Source organism: Caballeronia arvi (assembly GCF_001544695.2).
Classification (GTDB): Bacteria; Pseudomonadota; Gammaproteobacteria; order Burkholderiales; family Burkholderiaceae; genus Caballeronia; species Caballeronia arvi.
Genome location: NZ_FCOM02000191.1, coordinates 1 through 2,070, shown reverse-complemented (window position 1 = coordinate 2,070; position 2,070 = coordinate 1). Strand labels below are relative to the sequence as shown.

Annotated in this window: 1 pseudogene; it reads right to left on the bottom strand. The window is 60.0% G+C overall.

Annotated features, from left to right (window positions below):
• Positions 1-281 precede the first annotated feature (281 nt).
• A pseudogene (locus AWB74_RS44170) lies at positions 282-1,836 on the bottom strand (transglycosylase SLT domain-containing protein).
• Positions 1,837-2,070: the final 234 nt, after the last annotated feature.

Here is a 2,070-nt window from a genome sequence, read left to right as displayed (position 1 = left end):
ATTCGACGCCTGCCAACACGCGCAGCGGCACCGTCACATTCCTGTGATCGATGGCAGGCATCGAATAACCCTTAACGGCTGCGGCCGGATGCGGACCCGATGCGGACCTTGGGCACAGGGCGACCCAAGCGGCGGCTTCTTGGGTCAAGCGGTCGCACACAATGGTGTGGCGAAGGGTAGCGCCCGGCCAAAACGTCAACGTCCCACTACAGGGTTTGCCCGACGAGCAGATCACGCGGATCGGACAACGCATTCTCGACCGGCGGCGTAGCGACAAGGCATCAACCTTGTTTGCGCACCTGGCCAATGGCGCGTTCGCGCTCCGCCCGGGCCTGCTCGATGAGCCGGTAGGCCGCGTAATACTTGTAGATGTTGCGCACGTACGTTGTCGTCTCGATGCCAATTTTCCGCCACCACGATTTCGACGTTGTTGAACCACTTGTCGGGCGAGAGGCCCCGGGCAGCCGCTTCCTTGCGCATCTTCGCGATTTTTGCTGGACCAGCGTTGTAGCTCGCGAAGGCAAAGAGTGCGCGGTCGGTATCAGAGAAGTGGGCATCCGGGAAGTAGCGGGTCATTAGCTGATCGAGATATTTCGCGCCGGCATGGATATTGGCATCCGTCACACGGATGTCGCCTACGGCGAGTTCCTTGCCGGTAGCGGGCATGAGTTGCATGACGCCGATCGCTCCGACGTGGCTGTGGGCGTTCTGGTCGAGCTGAGATTCCTGAAATCCCTGGGCGGCGAGCATCAGCGGATCGAAGTGGTACTGCGCGCCATACTTCTCGAAGAGACTGACTGTCTGGTTGAACCGCTTCAATTCCGCGGCCTCGGTATTGTTCGAGATCTGCTTGATGCGCTGCATCTCCTGCTTCAGCCGGACTTCCGCCACGCTTTGCTTCTTTACAAAGTTAACGTAGAAGTCATTGATTGCCTGTTGGAGCTTCGGGCTTTGCTTGCGGATTGCCCACCCGATATAACCGGCGTCGCGAACCGCAATCTCGTTGTGGACCACGATATTCGGCAGGATCTGCGCCCACACCTTCGCTTTCCAGTCGTCGATGACAAGGATCTGGACGAGACCGACGTTCAGCATCTCCATGGCGTCCTTGTCTTCGAGCGCATCGGGTAGCGGCACCAGCTTCACCGGCGCTTTTCCTTCCTTGCTAAAGCGCGCGTTCAATGCATTCAGGCTTTCGTAGTAACTGCTGCTCGGGCGCACGTGGACTGTCTTTCCACTTAGGTCGTTGATCGATGTGAGGGCTGGTGACTTGGGCCCAGTGACGACGAGCTCGCGCACGGGAGTGCGGTCACGTGGAGCAACAAAATCGACGTGTTTCAAGCGCGTTTCGGTGGCAGTCAGATTTCCGGCCGCGATATCGCCTTTTCCCGCTAGCAGGCCGGGGAGCAGCAGGTCACGTGTGGTCGGAACGATCACGACGGTGAGTGGCCGCTTTCCGAGCTTGTCCTTGTAACTCTTGTTCAAGTACTGCTCGAAGTCCCGCATGAGACCAGCAGTCAGGCCACGCTCGTGGCCGAGTTCGTTGTAATAGAGCGTGCGGCTATACGGTACAGGTACCCGGATCAGACGGCGGTCCAGCATGGCGTCGAAATCGCCGATCCGGGGCTGGTTGCTGAGTCCGAGTCGGCGAGATTCGACAGCTTTGGCGGCTGGGGCGGCTGGGGCGGCTGAGGCGGCGGGAGCTGGCGATGTCGCTGCTGTCTGTGCGGCAACCGGCTGCGCTGGCGTGCCCTGGGCGGCAAGGCAGCCAGTCTGGTAGCCGGTTATGGTCATCCAGAGCGCCAGAACGACCAGCAATGTATGAACATTACGCATGGTACTAACGCAATCGCTGCGCTCATCGTGGACTATCGTTCCATGGTGTCACAACCACCCTTCGGCCACCACCTCCCCGGAATGACCGGTTCCTGAGCGGAGCCGACGCCCGAATGTCTGAGAGGCAGTGCGCACGAATGACTCGTCATGGGCCGATGGACTAAACCGCTCGCGCGGTAGGGGCTACGGTCCGACGCTGGTGGTCAGTGAGAGGCCGGTCACCCGGCTTTATGT